General features: G+C 56.1%; 13 protein-coding genes. 7 read left to right on the forward strand and 6 right to left on the reverse strand.

The window, feature by feature from the left end:
• Positions 1–61 precede the first annotated feature (61 nt).
• The 7 genes from G9X48_RS21345 to G9X48_RS00965 all read left to right on the forward strand — a co-directional run bounded on the left by G9X48_RS21345 (position 62) and on the right by G9X48_RS00965 (position 3,998).
• Positions 62–670 carry a hypothetical protein gene (locus G9X48_RS21345; protein ID WP_007853362.1) on the forward strand — a complete coding sequence of 203 codons (609 nt, stop codon included), beginning with the start codon at positions 62–64 and terminating at the stop codon, positions 668–670.
• 455 nt (positions 671–1,125) lie between these two features.
• Positions 1,126–1,902 (forward strand): TraX family protein, encoded by a 777-nt coding sequence (locus G9X48_RS00940; RefSeq protein WP_306681844.1) that lies wholly within the window; start codon positions 1,126–1,128, stop codon positions 1,900–1,902.
• A gap of 57 nt (positions 1,903–1,959) precedes the next feature.
• Complete coding sequence (locus tag G9X48_RS00945) at positions 1,960–2,184, forward strand: hypothetical protein (protein WP_044594857.1); 225 nt, start codon at positions 1,960–1,962, stop codon at positions 2,182–2,184.
• Between the two features lie 123 nt (positions 2,185–2,307).
• Complete coding sequence (locus tag G9X48_RS00950; RefSeq protein WP_176686720.1) at positions 2,308–2,766, forward strand: hypothetical protein; 459 nt, start codon at positions 2,308–2,310, stop codon at positions 2,764–2,766.
• 71 nt (positions 2,767–2,837) lie between these two features.
• Positions 2,838–3,011 (forward strand): hypothetical protein, encoded by a 174-nt coding sequence (locus tag G9X48_RS21350; RefSeq protein WP_225806269.1) that lies wholly within the window; start codon positions 2,838–2,840, stop codon positions 3,009–3,011.
• Between the two features lie 244 nt (positions 3,012–3,255).
• A complete protein-coding gene (locus G9X48_RS00960; RefSeq protein WP_007853369.1) occupies positions 3,256–3,711 on the forward strand; it encodes an STM2901 family protein in 456 nt (151 codons plus the stop codon).
• Positions 3,705–3,998 (forward strand): DUF1493 family protein, encoded by a 294-nt coding sequence (locus G9X48_RS00965; RefSeq protein WP_007853370.1) that lies wholly within the window; start codon positions 3,705–3,707, stop codon positions 3,996–3,998. Before G9X48_RS00960 ends, G9X48_RS00965 begins: the two co-directional genes overlap by 7 nt.
• A gap of 993 nt (positions 3,999–4,991) precedes the next feature.
• Here the strand turns inward: G9X48_RS00965 and repA are convergent.
• The 6 genes from repA to G9X48_RS00995 form a co-directional block, all read right to left on the reverse strand.
• Positions 4,992–5,903, reverse strand: a complete 912-nt coding sequence (repA, locus tag G9X48_RS00970) for a plasmid replication initiator RepA (protein WP_054622680.1) — start codon at positions 5,901–5,903, stop codon at positions 4,992–4,994.
• Between the two features lie 700 nt (positions 5,904–6,603).
• The gene (locus G9X48_RS00975; RefSeq protein WP_054622681.1) at positions 6,604–7,389 is read right to left on the reverse strand and encodes a DsbA family protein; all 786 of its coding nucleotides are present in this window, start codon (positions 7,387–7,389) and stop codon (positions 6,604–6,606) included.
• 13 nt (positions 7,390–7,402) lie between these two features.
• On the reverse strand, positions 7,403–12,985 hold the full coding sequence (traI, locus tag G9X48_RS00980) for a conjugative transfer relaxase/helicase TraI (RefSeq protein ID WP_054622682.1): 5,583 nt from the start codon (positions 12,983–12,985) through the stop codon (positions 7,403–7,405).
• Positions 12,982–15,531 (reverse strand): type IV conjugative transfer system coupling protein TraD, encoded by a 2,550-nt coding sequence (traD, locus tag G9X48_RS00985; protein WP_007853373.1) that lies wholly within the window; start codon positions 15,529–15,531, stop codon positions 12,982–12,984. Before traD ends, traI begins: the two co-directional genes overlap by 4 nt.
• A 226-nt stretch (positions 15,532–15,757) precedes the next feature.
• Complete coding sequence (traT, locus tag G9X48_RS00990; RefSeq protein WP_044593643.1) at positions 15,758–16,489, reverse strand: complement resistance protein TraT; 732 nt, start codon at positions 16,487–16,489, stop codon at positions 15,758–15,760.
• Positions 16,490–16,543: 54 nt separating this feature from the next.
• A complete protein-coding gene (locus G9X48_RS00995) occupies positions 16,544–17,257 on the reverse strand; it encodes a hypothetical protein (RefSeq protein WP_044593644.1) in 714 nt (237 codons plus the stop codon).
• Between the last annotated feature and the right edge of the window lies 1 nt (position 17,258).

Consider the following 17,258-nt stretch of genomic DNA (forward strand, 5'->3'; position numbering starts at 1 on the left):
TATGGCCATACATCTCATCACGACGTGCAGCAGCAGTAAAGCAGCCGCCCCAGGAAGCAGGGTGTTTCCTTATCACAATACCGATCTCAGCGGCGCAATGGCAACCTGGCGGGCTCTGCTGAACAGTGAAAGCAGCGACGCTAAACTCACAACCGCAGAACTCTACCGCGGTACACACTGGAAACGGGCTCTGACTGCAATGTCATGCTGGCCGGAAACCCAGTTGTGGGTAATATCTGCAGGTCTGGGGCTACGGCATGCCTCCGATCCGGCGTTGCCGTATGAAGCGACATTTCACGCGATGACGCATGCGCCAGAGGCCGTATGGAAAAGCCTGACGACGCAGCCACCGCTTCCCGAGCGCTGTGCCTCTATAGCGGAGCTGATGAGCAGATATCCGGGAGACTGCTTTGTTATTGCAGGCTCGCCGGTTTATATCAGTGCGGCTGAGAAAGACATCGTTACGGGTCTTGACGCGCTGGATTCTGCTCAGGTGCAGCTGACAGTGGTGACCTCGCAGAAGTATTCAGGAGCGCTGCTGCCGTATGTGGCTGAGAGCAATGCTGGCATGCTGTCCCGGTTGAACGCAAACATGACAACACTCAATATAAGCCATGCGTTAAATATTATTAACAATATTGTTGGTGCCAGAACACAGCTACAAAATTAAGTCGATTACATAAACTCTCCGCAGACGAAAGGCCGACACAAAATGAAATGTAAATCCTTTTTCAAGCCAGGTCACAAGTCAATTTTTAATCTGGTTGTCCCGGTTTGTTATATTACCGGGCGGTAAGTTTAAAAAAAGAGCAAACAGACTCAGACGATGCTTTTATGCCGGTATTACATATAAAGTAAATAATCCTCTCGCCGATAATAAGCTAAGCTCTTATTCATTCAGAAATCGGCTTCAGATTATGAACGACTTTCATCTTTTCAGTATTTATCTTTCGCAGAGAAACAAAATTCAGGCTATGCTGGTCCTTCGGGATAAATCAGAGTTTGCGGCCAGAAAAATAATGGAAAAGGCACGTATACGTGTGCCGGCATGCACCGGTCGGATATTCTGGAACTGGGTGCAGAGTTATATTTATACTGCCTGTCGCAGTGAGCAGGAGAATACGCTTGAAGGTACTGTCAACCATTCACGAAATGCCTTTCAGAATACTGCGGCGGATGACTGTGCTGAATTCCGCTGCGGTGGATCTTGTGAAGCTCCTGGCGATGCTGGCCATGCTTCTCGATCACTTCAACACGCTGTTTCTGAGCCCGCTGCGGCCGGAACTGTATGCGCTCGGCAGAGCGGCCTTCCCGCTGTTCAGTCTGATCTGGGCCATCAACGTCAACCGGAAGCCGGAACGTCTGCAGTTTCAGGCAAACCGGTTATGGCTGTGGGCACTAGTAACCCAGCCGGTATTCATGCTGGCATTTCGCCAACACGATCCGTGGTATGCGCTGAATATTCTCTTCGTGTTCGCCGGCACAACACAACTCCTTGCCTGGCACCGGCAGTCCGGAACCTGTGGCGTCGCCGCAGGGACAGCTCTGCTGGCGGTACTTGCCTGGCCATTGTCGCCGGCAAGCTATGGTCTGCAGGGCGAAATTCTGACGGTGGGGCTGGCTGTAATCGCCGGCAGCGCATCAGCGCAGGTCCGGTACTGTGCCGGCTGGGCAGTTTTCCTGTCGCTGGTCACCCTCAACGGCGCCTCACATCTTGCCACCATGCCTGTGGCGACACTTGTGTTTGCCACGTTACCGACGTGTCTTTTTCCCTGGATGGTCGTGACTGCCGCACAGCAGCTCATGGCGGACAAACACCGGCGCTGGCTTCCGGCCCGGTTCTTTTATCCGGTATATGCCGGGCATCTCCTGCTCGCCGGAACGATAGTGTATTTTGTTTAAACAGAAGAGGTCTGCCTGTTCTCTACAGGTCGGATAAACCATTAAAAAGGCGATCTGATGCGAAGCGATGACGTTGTCTTCACGTATGAAACAGTGACTAATGAAACCGAGCGGCTTATTGCCGGGTACGCGGCCTCAGCAAGAGAATCGCCTGAGAAAAAGGCGGCGTGTTATGCAGCAGCATGTGGCGCTTTTGAACTGTGGCTCGGTCTTACAAAAAACCAGAATAATCCAGATTCAGCGAGGCTTGTGCATCTGACGACTGAGATTTTAAAACCATAAGCGTACCTGTGCGCTTTCACAGCTTAATATCAGCTATTCCTTGTTATGATAACAACTTAACAAGATGTTAAACACAATCTGCCAGTGCGCGACGCTTACTGCTTGCAATAACAGGATTAATGTATGTGGGACATTATTTTAAAATTGCTCGTGTTTGTCTGTTCGATTCCATTCTTCAAGCAAATACTGGAGAACATTAATGGGTTCCTGACGTACCGCCAGAATGGTGATAAAAATAAACTCGCCTTATTAGAACTGCTCGCCCGCGAACTGGACAAAAAGGAGCCCAGTGCTTACCTGGTGGAGTCCTGTGTATCCCGAATTCATAATATACGCCCCCTTTCCTGGCAATTTCTGAAAATAGTGCTGCCATGCAGCCACTCAATGGAAATAATTGATCTGGTTTCATCCGGGAGACGGGTTCTGGATTTGTTTGATATCGGTGTGGCAGGAGGCCAGCCTGTTGTCAGGTATGCTGCTGCGTTAAGCAATCCTTCCAAACGACGAAATACAATGTTTGGGTGTATTTTTTTAGTTATTTTTTTGCGGCTTTGTTCTCATATGCCTACTGGCAGCTTTTAGGGCTTGCGTTTGAACACAGCTGGCGAAATACCGTCAACGTTATGATCTCTGGTGAGATACTGAAAAATATTATGCAGATGCTGCTGTTTGCTGCAGCCATGTATTTTTTTATTCTGCAGACTCGCATCCTCCGCCGTGCTGATGAAAGGCTGTCGAAAATTCGGATGCTGATTGCCGCGAGCTTTCCCCTATCTGAAGCAGAACGCGAACAGGAATCGATAAAACCTGAAGCTGACAGCCTGTAAGCTCCTTTCTGCGCTTCTCCAGCCAGGCGAACAGCAGCCGGACGGACAGGTTCTGCGTCATGCAGCTGCAAGTATCTTCTGTATGGCCTGTGACTGCTTCAGGCCAGCGTTAGAGCCAGCAGGAGAGTGCTGCAGGGAATAATCTGAAATACTTCGGGAATTATGTGGTGGCCGGAAACAGAGGGATATTATGGATGTGTACGAAGTGTACAACATACAACGTATCTACTCAGGGACGCTTCTTATGGACACGACAGAAGAGCTTAACGGGACATATTTTTACGCAGGCAGATCCAATCTGACGGCCAGCGGCCTTTTGTTCATGATTTTTTGTGAACAGTTTGCCGAACAGCTGGGAGTGGATGATTTCGGCGCGATAGTGGCTGTGGTCAGCGGAAGGAGAGATATTAAAACGCGGACAAAACCGGCCGACGCGCTTGATGGAACATCACGGGCCTCAAAGGCAGCACGCAGGGTATTTGGCACCCGCAAATTCCCGTTGGGCATCAAGCTGCCTACACTTATCGGTTTCCCTCCGTTCACACTCAGAATGCACATGACCCGTAAAATTGGCACATTTGTCGGACGAGCCATTCCTGTGGTTGGCTGGGTCATCCTGGCAAAAGATGTGTCAGAGATTATGTTCAACACCGTCACGGTATATAACTCGATAGCGCGCGGGGATGACAAATTATGGTAGACCGAACAGAACAACGCATTTATGAGCTGATAAAGCCCTGGTGCGGCCGAAGCTGGCTGACACGCAGAACGCCTGAGCTTACCGGTGAAACCTCTCTCAATATGACACTGAATCTGGACCCGGAAGACACGGCCGAGTTACTGGTGACCCTGTTTAAAGAATTTGGTCTTAATCCTGATGATGTTGATCTCAATGTTTACTACCCTCGCCGGCGTGGAGAAGAAATTCCGTTAACCATCAACATGCTGGTCTCATCTGTCAGATCTGGTAAATGGCTGTATAAGTGATGGCCATGTTCGTTAGCCAGACAACCAAAACCAGGAGAGAAACGATGTCAAAATCCGGCAATTCAGGCACAACGAAAACGGGTGGTCGCGGTCCATCAAGTCATCCGGGACAGGGCGGGAACTGGCCAAGCACAACAGGTAATCCCTCCGGTCGCGACAGAGGTAATGCGCCCCCTAAAAGAAAATAAGTCAGCTGGTACAGCTCATCCCCACGTTCAGGACCATGCCCGAAGGGCATAAAAGGCGGCTCACAGACCTTCCATATGGCGCTGCCTTCAAACCGCCGGGCCCTGCTTACTATCATATGCCACAAGCCACCCCCCCGTCCTGCAAAGCCAGAACCCCCTTAAAACCACGTAAACGCCTCCCTGCGCCTTCGGAGTGGGACGGACGTAGTCCGGCCGTATCTCCGGCTTGGCGGGCCCGTCAGGGGCCGCTTAGCGGCGTAGTTACAACATTCGCTAAAGCGGCTCCTGTTCCGGGCCTCCGGCCCGGGGCGGGCGCGGCTTTTTAGTGGGTGGATGCGGGCTCCCTGCGTTCAGGTACGGCGCGAGGGTTTCAGCGTGGCCGGACGCGGCACCGTGGTTTCAGAACGGCGATGGTGCCGCCGGGGCATAAACTACTTAATTGCTTTGTGTGTTGTAACTAAACCCGCTGCTGTGCACCGGCCCCGTGCCCGGCGCGCAGCGCAGGGAGCTACTTCTGGTTTTCCCCGTTATCCACGGGATAAGTGGGCTGAAATAAGGGTTCTCTTATGAATATAAGTAAGGGGTGAAACCCCTGATTGAATTGCGCCTAACACGACGCTGGTTGCAGCTAAACCCCTTTTCCTGTTTGCGGATAAGTGTGGATAACATCATCTGCGCGGCTGCCGGCGGGATAATTCCGCCGGAACGGGTAACGACGGCCATAACGTTCGGGTGTTTTTTGTGCAGTGAAAGTGTGCGGACGTGGGGAAGCCTCCGCAGCAAAGCGGAGAATCAAAAAACGGGGTCAGTGGAGAGGTGGCGCCGCGGCCGGTGCGTCCAGATTCACCAGTTCGAGCTGATAGAGCTGCTGCCAGACCATCTTTTCAAACTGCTGTGATGAAACCATGCCGGCACGCTCCCCGAGGCTGCGGTAGAGGCGCTCTGCCACCTGGCGCTTGCGCTCATCGAACGGCAGCTGCTCCAGACGACGTCGCTGTTTGCCTTCCAGCGCACGCGTGCGGCGACTCAGGACAGTCCGGTTGCGGCAGCTCTCATACCAGCGGCGGCGGGCGGCCTTCAGGCTCAGGGTTTCGCCTGGCTGCAGCATACCGTCGCGGATGGCCTGCCGGCGCGCTTCCTGCTCGGCGCGAAGCCTGTCCATGTTAATGCCGGTCAGCTGCCAGCCCGCCTCGGTGAGCAGGACATGTTTCGGGAAACGACAGCCGTTCATCAGGTCCCACTCGGTCGCCGGCGCATCGATGACGCCGAACAGGCAGAGCAGCCGTATGGCCCGGGACACACGGGAAACGGTCACCGCCTTTTCACGGATGATGGTGCCGTTCTCGTCACGCGGGCTCAGGGCTTCCGCCAGTCTGGAGACATTAAGGGTGATGATATCGGTGGCCAGGTCCGCCGCGTTAACGAACACCACAAACAGGGCATCGATCAGGCGGCGCATCTCCGGGCGAAGGGCGCGTTTGCGGCCGCAGGCATGGCGCAGTATCACAAAGCGAATATCGGCAGACACGCGACGGCGTACCTGCCAGTGACCCGTTTTACGATCGTGCAGCATGAGGTTACGCAGCGCGCGGCCGTGTTCACCACTCAGGGGTTTGTAATGTGCCGGACGCAGGTAAACCGGGTCAGGACATTTGCAGGCCGTGGAATGGAAGCCACGGTGGCGCCGGTCGGCGCGGGGGATCTGATTATCATTCACGCCGGCCTTTTCTTATGGCGGCCGGGTGTTGTGTTATGTAATGCATGCGTTATAATCCTTCACAGGCTACCAGCCTGCTTTTGGGCCCCCTGAATATCTGTACGTTCCGCCAAGTTCGTGAGCAGATTTCAGGGGGTTTTTGCATTCGGGTTCCGGCAACTGCCTTTCCCGCTCCTGAGCGTCTTACGGACGCGCCCAATCCTTTTGTCCTTCCTTCTCCGCCCGGTCGCATTAACGAACGCAGAAGTTTTTCCGCCTTATCTGTCCGGCTTCAGCCTCACCACAGGCTTTCACCGCATCCGCTCATTTCCGGTCACCACACCAGTCCCGAGCGGGCAATTTCAGTTAAGTCAGAAATATAAAATATATCAGCCAGATACCTCACCACAGGCGTCCCGGCTCGCAGAAGTCTACCGCTTTGCCTGCTAATTTTCTACCTGTCACCGCTCAGCAAGTGTGCGACTGCTGAAAATTTTCATGCTCCGGGAAAAATACCGTGACCGGCATCTCCTTTCAGGCTTCAGAAGGCGGTATCAAAACCTGTAGGAAAAAACCGGGAGGGCTCGCCGCAGACTCAGACCGTGAACGGTCTGAGCGAGGAAGCGCAAGGGAACTCAGGCTGAATGAGAGGGAGGGACGCACTGCGTTAAGAATGTTGATTCTGGCGGAAATGCCATCATACGCAGCCAGACCTTTAAAATTATCGCGACGTCTGTTCAGCTTTTTTGATGGCTAACTGAATCTGTGCGGCCGTGGTTCCTCCTGACAACACGGTAATGTTGGCTGGCTTCGCACCAGTCACCGGCATGATGATAAGACCTGGCGTGCCGGTAAGCCCCAGCTGCTGTGCGAGCGCATCGTTGCGCGTCAGCACAGCGCTGTTATCCGGTATGCTGTTTTCCATAAAGCCCGCTGCTTTTGCTGCGGTATCAATATCCACTGTGGTGAGTTCCCCTTCCGCATGACCGGTATGATAAATGCTGTTGTGATAGGTCATATAAGCCTGTTCGCCTTTTGCTTTCCACACCGCCAGGCCGCGCTGCGCGGCCTGCTCAGATTCCGCCCATTTTCCGGCGAAGATGGGCCATTCCTTAAAGACGAAACGCACATCCGGGTTCGCCTTCATAGCCTTCTCGATTTCCGGCGCCAGTTTGCTGCACCAGATGCACTGGTAGTCAAAGAACTCGATGACGGCTACTTTCGCGTTTTCCGGGCCATATGCCGGCGTGTCTGAATCACGTAGCAGCGCCTCCTGGTTTCCCATGACGCTCAGCGCGTACATTTTTTGCTGGCGCTCCTGCTGCTGCGCCTGCAGTTTCTGGCTGACCTGCACCAGAATTTCTGGATGGTTCAGCATATAGTCGGCTGCTATCTGGCCGATACGGGCCTCCTGCTCCGGCGTGAAAACGGGTGCCTGTGCAGCTGCTACGCTACCAGCAAATAATAAAAAAGCCGCGCCAGCCGCGGCCAGAATGGTATGTGTCATAATTTTCCTTGGATTAACGTTCTTTCTGAATATGTCGGGTATGCCCGCGCTCTTCCTGCTCTGGCTGGCGGCCGCGTTCGGTCGCGGATTCCTGGCGGGGCAGTTCAGCACGGCTCTGTTCTGCCAGTTCTGAAGCCACCCGCCCGGCAATCTGCTGCATGTCCACTGTTTTGCCTCTGTTCTGCATCAGCACCTCTCCGCCTTCCTGCAGCAGCGCCTGCTTAACGGCGTTCTGGTCGCCACCGGTGGGCTGTGTTTCACCGGCCACACGGCGAAGTACACCGGCATCCGGGATAACCGGCAGTGCCGCTTCCCGGGCAGATTTCTCGTCAGCTGGCAGGATAATAGGTTGCTCTTCCGGCAGCCGGATTTTTTCCTGTCCGTCGCGCAGCTGCATTTCTCTCTGGCGGGCCGCTTCGGCCCGGGCCTGCTCTGCCAGTCTCTCCTGCTCCTGCGCATTCAGTACAGTAGATGCCAGTGTCGCGGAATCATCCGCCTGACCACGGGAGAGTTTCAGCAGGTGAATTGAAGGCTTTTCCTCCCCGGTTTGCCACACCACCCCATCCTGCGGCCGTACCCTGACGGTATCCAGGGCTTCCTGAAGGCTGCGCACCACCACCGTTTTACCGTTGTTGCTGCGCTGCAGGACCGCGCCCCGCGAACCATCGGTTGCAACCATCCGGACTTCACCCTGAGTCAGACGCCCATTGTCACCGGCTACAATCGGGACGAGCGCCAGTCCGGAGCTCTTGCCGTTATTGTCATACAGCGGCAACGCCAGTGCCGGCTCCGGATAACGTTTTGTGGCAGGGATAATGCGTGCCGTCATGGCCTGTGCATCAATCCCCTGATGACGCAGCCAGGTGCGCCCGATCGCGGTCCGGGGCAGCGATTGCCCCATCGCCCAGATGGCCCGTGCCTGCTGGCGCTGCGTTTCAGGCTTCAACGCATCGTGAGCTGTTTTGGCTTCACGCTCCGGCATTTTTACGGCTTTTGTCCAGTCCGCCAGACCGTCCGTGTAAATCTGTACATGGTCTTTCGCACGGGAGGCGGTAATGTAGAATGCCCGCTGCGACGCCAGCGCCTTACGACCGTCTTGCGTTCCTTCCAGTGAAATGACGTAATCACTGCTGGCGCCCTGTGCGCCGTAGCCGGTGACCGCCCAGGCGTAATCGATATGCTGTTCGGCCAGCACCTCTTTCGGGTTAATAATCTTGCGCCCGGCCGCGCCGTTCAGCACCACATCACCGTTATCCTTCACCGCCTCCACAGTGAATTTCTGGTTACCGGCCTGCCCGCGCTCGCGGTCGGTGGCGGTAAAGCGCAGCTGATCGCCAGCACGTACCTCCATACTGCTGCGGCTGAACAGCTCCACGTCGCCCACAACGAGCTCGCGCGGCGAGATGAGGGCAATTTTGCCTTCCTCATCCCGCACTGTGACCAGCGATCCGTTTTTGTCCACGGCGACCACATCCTGATAGCGATCGCCCCGTTTCACCACCATGCCAGGCTGCCAGGCTGAGGTTTTATTAAATTCATGGCGGGTGTGGCTGATTTTTTCCAGCACCGGTACGGTGACAGCTTCCTGCCCCAGCTCGCCGCGTGCGCTCAGCGCCGCGTGAATGCCGGCATTCACGGCCTGACGGTCGCGGTTCAACTGGGTGATGATGATAGTACGGCTGCGCGCATCCGGGTTGCGCCCCAGCCAGTCCGTGACAATGGCCGCCACCGGCGAGTCCGTTTCCTGGACTGATGCTGCCGGAAGCGCCGCTCCTGTTTCCCGTGGTACGCGGTCGGGCGTGACGGAGGCAATACGCGATAGCGCCGCGTCAATACGGTTATCGATAATGTCCGACACTGCACTTTTCAGTTGCATGTCACGCTGGCGCACAATCTCTTTCATGATGGCCACGTCCATCGGGCTGCGCTCCTGAACAAGCTTAAACGGCGCACCTGAGTCCACCGCCTCGAACTGGGCGGTATCCCCCATCGAGACGGCACGGCCCCCGCCAGCGCGGATGGCCTGGTACAGGGCGGCCGTGTCCTGGTTCCCCACCATCGAGGACTCGTCAATCAGGAACATACGCCCCTGGTAATCAGGTTTTTCCCCGCCAGCCACGCGCTGATCATGCTCCACCAGGAAGGATTTCACCGTCTGCGCCACCACACCCACCTCACTCATTTCCTTCACCGCCTGGTGCGTGGGTGCCAGCCCCAGCAGCTCAGGGCGCCCGGCTTTCGGCAGGGTTTCAATAGCGGATTTTAATGCCCGGACCTGGGTGGTTTTACCAACACCGGCGTAGCCCTGCACGCCGATAAACTGGTCGCGACTGCCGAGCACCATCTGCGTGGCCTGTTTCTGCCCGGCGGTCAGCCCGGCCAGCAATTTCGGATCGACCTGCTCCAGCAGCGGCTGCTGCGTGTTCTTGCCCTCGTCGATAACGCGGATGATGGCCTTCTCCATCTCCCAGGTCGAACGGGCAATCAGCCGGGTTTCGCCGCGTACAGTAGCGGTCAGCAGCTCCCCGCTTTTCACCTGAGCGGCAATCTCCTCGCCGATGGCGCTGATATCGTTATGGAGCGCCGTTGCGGCAGTGGTGAGTTTCAGTTCACTGAATGACACCTCCCGCTGTTCGGCAATGGCGCGGGCTACGGCCAGCGCAGCCTCGCCCTTAACGCCGTCACGCAGGGTGTTTACTGCGTCGCTGACGTCGTCCTTACCGCTCAGGTTGCGTACCAACTGGACAGGTGAACTGCTGTGCCGCATGCGCTGCAGGCGGGCTTCCGCCCGGTCCTGAGTTTCGGCTGTAAAAACTTCCGCCCGGCTCCCGCTCTGCGCTAGCGTGTTCATCATCTGCGCGGTGATGTCGCGGCTGTTAAGCGCGGCCAGTACCGCGCCTGACTCATTGTCCCGCCCGCCCGGTGCGGCCACGTAGCCGTGGGTGACATACAGCGGCCGGTCGACCGGCAGCGTCAGGGTTTTACCGTCACGCTGCACCTCAATACTTGCCGGTGTGATTGCCGTGACCTGCAGGCGGTCTTTTGCCTTAAGCCCGGTGGAACGGTCTGCGGCCACGGCCAGCAGTTTTTCCCCCTCGCTGATATTCAGTTGCTCGCTGTTGTAGAGCCGCCAGTCCGCCGTGAGGCTGCTGATTTTGTGGCGGGACAGCACGCCGTCACCGTCCACCAGTGACAGCATGCGCGTGTCCTCATGGACGCGGTCAATCACATAATGCTTCACCTCTCTGGCATCGCTGCGATCTTCCAGTACCTGCCCGGCGCGGTATGAGCCGGGCTGGCGGCGGGTTTTACTGTCCAGCCAAACCGGCGTGCGGGCTTCCACGGTGACACCGTCACGCTCAAGCTGGCCTGCGTTCTGCAGCGCATCCCGAATGAGGCCGGTCAGGTGTTTCTGCTCGCGCTGGCCCAGCACCACCGCTGTGACCGGTTCGCTGCCAGCGCTAAGTTCAGCGTAACGGTTGGCAAGCGCCTCATAGCGCACCCGTTTGTCCGGCAGGCTGATAACAGCTGTCTCCAGCCCGGGGGCCGGTTCAGTACGTCGGCTGCGCTTCACCCCTGCGGCTTCCAGCACCGACATGGCATTGCCGTTTGCCTGGCGGCCGGCGCTGTCGAGAAAGACCAGCTGCGCGCCCTGCGCCCGGGCCTCGCCGGCAAGAATAAGGGTTTCCTTAAGCCCGAGTTTTTCAGCACCCTCAATAACCAGCGTGCTCTGCGGTTTCAGGGAAAAATCCCCACTCAGTACCTGCTGCCGGCTGATTAACCGCTCCTTAAGTGTGTCCGAACGGGCAAGGGACGTAGCGCGCTCTGCGGAGCTCGCCAGTACTTTCACTTCACGGCCGTGGGCGGTGGAAAGGGCTGTCACCTGTTCGGCCAGTTCCCGGATACCTGCCACGCCAGCGGGCGCGTTCATCAGGACCAGCGCGTCCTTTTCCACCGGCTCAAGGGCAGACGGCGCATAAGTTTCCGGGCGCGTGAAGCTCACCACACGGCCCTCTTTCAGCAGCTCCTGGCTGACCGCCTGCAGGGATAGCTCATCGAGCAGGTGGATGCGGGAGGTGAACACCCCTTTTTCGCTGTCCAGCGGCACGATAAGCCCGTCCTTCAGTGACGCATCGATGGCCAGGCGCAGCTCCTTCATGTCGGGCAGCTTTTCACTGAATTCCGTGGCGGTGAGCATCAGCTCGCCCCAGGTAAAACGGGTCTTGCTGTCGCTCAACTGGGAAACCGCCATCCTGACGGCGTCAGTGACCTCCGGGCGGGGCTCAGGCTCTTTCCCTGCCGGCTTTCCATGAAGCGGTTCGGGTTGCTCAGGCATGCTGATTTCCGGGCCGGGATCTGCTTTCTCCGGCTGTACCGATTGTTCACGATCAGTCCGTTCATAGACTGCCGGCTCGTCACGCACCGTCGCCGGTTCAGGTTTTTCTTTCCCGGCGTTACCCTTTTCAGGCATGCTGATTTCCGGGCCGGGATCTGCTTTCTCCGGCTGTACCGATTGTTCACGGTCAGTCCGTTCAGAGACTGCCGGCACGTCGCGCACCGTCGCCGCTTCAGGTTTTTCTTTCCCGGCGTTACCCTTTTCAGGAAGGCTGGTTTGCGGAACGGCATCCTTTTTTTCCGGTGCGACTGGGCCTTCCGCCTGAGTTAACGCAGGTTCCGCCGCGCCGTCCTTCTCAGGGGAGCGCAGGCTGTTCTGATATTCCTGCATATCCCAGCCGAGATCTTTCATCTGGCCGAGCCAACGCTCACGCAGGCGCAGCCGGGACGGATCGACTTTGGCCTGGCGCGTGTCCTTTGCGGCCACATCCCGGCTGCGTAGGGTGGCCTCAGCGCCCACAGCGCCTTCAATCTCCTTGCCACGGGAAGAAAACTCTTCGCGCACCACTTCCGGCACGCCTTTGATTTCCCACAGGCCGTTTTTCCCGACGCTCTCCACTTTATGGCCCAGCGCTTCCACCTGCTCGCGCAGCGCCTGGCGATAAATCTTGCCGAGCGTGACCTGCATCTTCATTACCGTCTCAATAAAACCGGCACCGTGAATGTAGTCCGTGGCGAGCGCCTTCCACTTGCCGTTTGACTCCGTCATATTGGCGACCAGCAGGTGCGTGTGCAGCTGCGGATCGAGATTACGCGAGGTGTCATGGGTGAACGCCGCGGCCACCATTTTGCCGGTCGGTACGATGGAGGTGACGCCATCTTTTGTGTCGCGGGCGGATATCAGCTTTTCAACATAGCCAGCCGCCACCCGGACCGCGTGGTTATGCGCGTCCAGCAGTGCTTTGTCGTTGCCGACAAGAACCAGCAGCGAGACGCTTTTGGGCGCTGAAAAAGTCAGGTCATGGCCCGGGCGGTGGACGTGGTTGCCGTTAATCTCCTTACCCAGCCGGGAGCCGTCCGGCAGGCGGCCTTCCAGTATTGCCGTCAGCGCCTCGCCCCTGACCGGACCTTCCAGTCCGAGCTTTTTAGCGCCTTCCCCCATCCACAGACTTTGCAGGTTGCCGAGGAAGTAATAGTTATCAGCATTGCTGTAATACTGTGCGGCCCCGCCTGCAGAGGCCACCGGTGCGACTGACATCATCGTTCGTATTCTCCGTCGTCGTGTTCAAAATCATGGTCATACGCGTCCCACGGACCCGGATCGCCCTGCTCGCGGTGGCGCAGAATGTTTTCTTCTTCCTGGGCCATGCGGTGACCGGCACGGCCGTTTGCCGGCACGCTGTGTTCATCCGGCGTGTTGCCGGTCGTGGTGAGCTGCAGGCCACCGTCCGGCAGTTGCGTGACGGTCATATCGAGGTTCATTGTTTCACCGCCTTCCTGCGGTGCATCTTCTTCGCTGTTCTGGTTATCTGACTGGCGGACACGGCGCTGCAGCATTTCCAGCGCGCTACCGGTCACGACACCACGAGAGGCCGCCGGTAGCGGGCGGGAAGAAATGCCAGGTTTTATAGCGTCCACGGCGGGTGCCGGAGGCGTGGTTGCCGGGCGAAGGGAAACCACATTGTCTGAACGCTGCGGGACGGTTGACCGGGCTGGTTCTGCGGTCTTACCTTCCTGCGGTGCGGGTACAGTTCTGGCTGCGCTTTGCTGAGCCACGGGTGCTGAATCTGAGACCTGCGACGCCAGTGCAGGCTCAGCGGTTGCCTGTTCAGGTGCGGCCGGTTTGTCTGTTGTCTGCGCGGCGGCTTTTTTCTCCGGTCGGGGCTGTACCGCTTGCGCGGCAGGTTTCGCCGCTTCAGGCACTATTTCCGGTGACGGCGTGACCTGCTGGCCTTCCAGCACTTCGTCCCCGGTCGGGAATTTCAGGCCGGCTGCCGCTGCGGTGCGCTCGTTCTCCCGGATGACCTTCTCCAGCTCCGGGCTCAACGCATCGCGGATATTGCGTTCCATCAGACCGGCGTTGCGCTTCTTCTGAGGCCGGTACTTCAGGCCGAGGCGCACCACCGGGTATTCCCCCGGCAGCCGCACATAAAAGTTGAGGTTCGGCAGGCGCATGATTTGTTCGTAATCGACGACCGGCTGGTTCACCTTGTCTTTGCCGATCGAGATACCATCACGTACCTGGTCCAGACCGTAGCTGTTCTGCTCGCGGGCTTCCTTGCGGCGCTGGTTACCTAAATCTTCTTCAACCACTTTTGCCATTTCCGCGCTGGGAGAGCGGCCGTACATGCGGGTGTTTAAAAGGTCAAAGATACTTCTGGCCATTTCGCGACCATAGACGTGGGTGAGCTGCGCCATGTTCTGGATACCGATGACGAAACAACCGCCGAATTTACGCGCTTCAGCCAGAGTTTCCGCAAATTCAGGAATACGCTGCAGGCTGGTTTTCTCATCGATGATGAACCAGACACGTCGCTCGCTGTTCTCGCCCATGCTCTGCAGCAGCAGCGTGGTCATGGAAAGCCACATCGATATCAGCGGCCGCACGCTTTTGCGGTGTCGGGCTTGAGTGGAGATAAAAAGCCAGCTGTTGTCGTAGCGCCCGCTTGTCATCCACTCGCGGATAGTGAACGGCGGCTTCGTGCCGTCATCCAGCCCCTGCAGGTAACGTAGCGCTTTGGCGTAGTTGGTGACCACCGAGCGGATAGAGATGGCCGTTTTTTCGATTTTCTCTTCCACCAGGTTGGCAGAAGGTGTGTTAGCCAGGTATTCACGCAGACTTTTCATCGAGAGCGACAGCAGCGTCATCAGGAACTTTTCAATGCTTCGCTCCGGGTCGACTGACATGCGGATGGCCAGATCCGAAAAGATGGTGCGGGAGCTGGATACCCAGAACGGGTCGGAGTCGCCTTCGACCGGAATAAGGCTTGCCGCCAGGTTCTCGTAATCCACCGTATCAATGCATTCTCCCCACATCTGCCAGTTCGCGCAGCGCTCGTCGTGGGAGTTCAGGATAATGTCGGTCTGCGGGTTATAGTGAGTTTCGGTGAAGGTACAACCGGAGTCGTAGATGATTGCCCGGTCGCCGCGTTTACGTATGTGATCCAGCAGCCATCGGATAAGCGTCGACTTCCCGACGCCAATGGTGCCATGTATCAGAAAATTCATGACCTCGGCCCGCTTAACCATATGCAGGTCACCCACTCGCAGATCGGAAAGCTCACCGTTCTGGCGCAGAAGTTTGTTCACTTCAGCTGGCTTGTCGGTGAGCTGCATCCCCGAAATGTATTCGTCTTCACTTTCCCTGCGCCCGATGCGCGTAATAAACCAGGTAACCGCGAAAAATACACACAGACAGAAGATGCCACTTGCCGTAGCGGCCATTTTAATATTTGCGGCAAAGCGCTCCCCCATTACCGTCATATACGGATCTGTGAGCATCTGTTGAAGCGTCATTTTAAGCGTCAGCGTGCGATTTGCCGGCGCGTAGAAATAATGGATGTCGTAAAACCTGCCGTTCCCGGCTGGCATAAGATCCGCGAAAGTGGAATTCATATTTGCGAACCAATACCACGCCCCATTTTCAAGCAGCTCTTGCGGGGTTTTGAGCAGAAAAATAATGGCACCTAGCCCGATGAACAGCATGAGTACCCAGAAGCCAATCCAGTTGTTGACCTGAAGAAACATGCGCCACCGGTAGGCGGTCATCTGACCGCCCTGGGTAAGGTATTTACCTGAAAAGCTCATAGAGGTTATCCGGCCGTAGTGTTGCCGCCCGGCAACCCGGACAGCGTGAGGTTTTATAAAACAGGCGCTCGCCGCAGACAGGACAGCACGAAGCGCGCTGTCCTGTGAGGAAGCGAAATGTCACCTTGTATACAGAAAGCACAGACGCACCCCGGCCAGTGTGGAATACCAGCAGGTTTTGGGGTCAGATCTGCAAGAAGTGGCGGGATGCCACGAGGGAGTTATGTCAGAGGATGCCAGCTACAGATTTTGCCAACTGCGCTTCAAGAACCGGTTTCGCCTCTTCAAACTTCAGGTTAACTTTGTTGGCATTAGATACGACGCGGGTCTGGTACTTCAGGCGCTTGCCCTGCTCCGTACTGGTCTGCAATTTCATACCGGAGCTGCCCTGCTTCAGCGCTGCCACGTTGTCTGTGGTCACCTCCACCCGACTGCGCTCCGAGATCTGCAGGTCAGTGACCATCGTATAGTTGGTGTCTTCCACCATTGCGTCAGCGGCCAGACCTATCAGCCCGGAGGCCAGGCCCACGCCCAACGTAGCACCGGCAGAGGTACTATTATACGCCGTGATACCGGCACCGAGCGCAGCGCCAGTCACTGCCCCTTCATAGCCACTACTAAGTAAGCCCTGTGCCTGGCGCAGGTCCATTTTTTCAGCTTTCAGCACGTTTGCCTGCACCCAGTAATAGGCCTCATCCGGCGATGCGGTAACACGATACCCTTTAGCTGTCAGGTCTTTTGCTAAAATAGCCTGCAGGTCACTCATATCCTTATCTGAAGTATTGCGCACCTGCAGATATACCGTTCTTTCTGATGACGGCTCCAGCCAGATGGTTTCGCTCATCTGGGTTTTCACGTCCAGATTCCTTTTTTTAACCGCAGTGGACATAGCTCCACATCCGCAAAGCAAAACGACAGACAGGGTTACTCCGACAGCTGCCAGCTTATTTTTTTTCATGAAATTTACCTGTAAAAAAGGGGAGCATTGCTCCCCAAGGGTTGGATGAAAATCTTAATATCCGCGATGCGGATCGAAGGATGAATGGTAGGCAGAGGGGTCATTAAAGTTTGTTCCCCATGTATTTCCGTTAATATCCAGTCCGGAAGCACCACCTATCATTGGTAAGCCATTCGCTGGATTCAAATACAGTGACACTGGGTGACCGTTATCTGCTGTAAAGGCAGTAAACGTATCAAGCCCCTCCATCTTACTTGGTGATATCTCTACTAAGTTAACTGATCTGCTAAGAGCTCTTGCATTAAAATCAGCTATTTCATTTGGAGTCATTTGGGACATGCGCCCCCTTTCTACTTTATACATGGCACCTGTATCTTTATCCCGGACAATCAACTTACGTACCGTCAGGTCCGTTCTTCCGAAATACATCACAAGATAACTGGCCAGCATAGTAAGCGCCAGGCCCACATAGAGGATACCTGTTTTGTTCCAACAAGTGATTACTACAAACGTAATAATGAGAATACAAAAGCCGAAACAAATAGCCGCTCTTTTGGTTAACTCAACGGTCTTTGCTTCCACTTTGAAAATTAGATAGAACAAAGGAGAGGCAAATATAAACCCAACGACATATATCAATAGAAAGGCTAACCAGTCCTCGCCTTTATACACTGCAGAATTGGGTATTAAATCGTGAATTAAAGGCACCCCAAAAAACATCAATAAAAGTGGTGCATATAGTATTGATGTAGCGGCTTTACGTTTCATA

This window comes from Cronobacter sp. HA18006 (assembly GCF_011605445.1).
GTDB classification, from domain to species: Bacteria; Pseudomonadota; Gammaproteobacteria; order Enterobacterales; family Enterobacteriaceae; genus Cronobacter; species Cronobacter sakazakii.

What these genes read in the sequence shown, in the direction of transcription:
- G9X48_RS00965 (WP_007853370.1), top strand. Translation starts at nt 3,705, where the DNA reads ATGGTAGACCGAACAGAACAACGCATTTATGAGCTGATAAAGCCCTGG.
- G9X48_RS00960 (WP_007853369.1), top strand. Translation starts at nt 3,256, where the DNA reads ATGGACACGACAGAAGAGCTTAACGGGACATATTTTTACGCAGGCAGA.
- traI (WP_054622682.1), bottom strand. Translation starts at nt 12,985, where the DNA reads ATGATGTCAGTCGCACCGGTGGCCTCTGCAGGCGGGGCCGCACAGTAT.
- traD (WP_007853373.1), bottom strand. Translation starts at nt 15,531, where the DNA reads ATGAGCTTTTCAGGTAAATACCTTACCCAGGGCGGTCAGATGACCGCC.
- G9X48_RS00995 (WP_044593644.1), bottom strand. Translation starts at nt 17,257, where the DNA reads ATGAAACGTAAAGCCGCTACATCAATACTATATGCACCACTTTTATTG.
- G9X48_RS00945 (WP_044594857.1), top strand. Translation starts at nt 1,960, where the DNA reads ATGCGAAGCGATGACGTTGTCTTCACGTATGAAACAGTGACTAATGAA.
- traT (WP_044593643.1), bottom strand. Translation starts at nt 16,489, where the DNA reads ATGAAAAAAAATAAGCTGGCAGCTGTCGGAGTAACCCTGTCTGTCGTT.
- G9X48_RS00950 (WP_176686720.1), top strand. Translation starts at nt 2,308, where the DNA reads ATGTGGGACATTATTTTAAAATTGCTCGTGTTTGTCTGTTCGATTCCA.
- G9X48_RS21350 (WP_225806269.1), top strand. Translation starts at nt 2,838, where the DNA reads ATGCAGATGCTGCTGTTTGCTGCAGCCATGTATTTTTTTATTCTGCAG.
- G9X48_RS00975 (WP_054622681.1), bottom strand. Translation starts at nt 7,389, where the DNA reads ATGACACATACCATTCTGGCCGCGGCTGGCGCGGCTTTTTTATTATTT.